Annotated in this window: 1 protein-coding gene; it reads right to left on the reverse strand. The window is 65.0% G+C overall.

Annotated features, from left to right (window positions below; all coding sequences use genetic code 11):
* Window positions 1-363 (reverse strand): hypothetical protein (locus ACLEJR_RS27085; RefSeq protein ID WP_440817775.1); only part of this gene is annotated, 363 nt, incomplete at both ends.

Genomic DNA, 363 nt, shown 5'->3' on the forward strand with positions numbered 1-363 from the left:
TTGGTCGTCGTAGTCGTACTGGCTGCGCAGCAGGCCTTGCTGGCGCTGCACTTCGCGACCGCCGCGCAGCTGGTGGTCGGTGAGTCGGGTACCGTTGAGGTCGATGGCGGTCAACGTGCCACCGGCGGCATGATGGAAATCCAGCTGACTGTGATCCGGCAGGCGCAGGTGGTTGAGGCGCCCGCAGGCGTCGTAGCGATAACGCAGGGTGCCCCAGCCCTGATGCTCGCCAATCAGGCGGTCTTGGGCGTCGTATTCAAAGGCCAGCGGGTGATCGGTGCCGTCATCCACCGCCACCAGCCGGCCCAGGCCGTCGTAGCGGTATTCGATCACCTGGCCGTCGGGCAAGGTCTTGATCAACAA

Origin of the sequence: Pseudomonas sp. SMN5 (genome assembly GCF_052041925.1) — a bacterium.
GTDB lineage: Bacteria > Pseudomonadota > Gammaproteobacteria > Pseudomonadales > Pseudomonadaceae > Aquipseudomonas.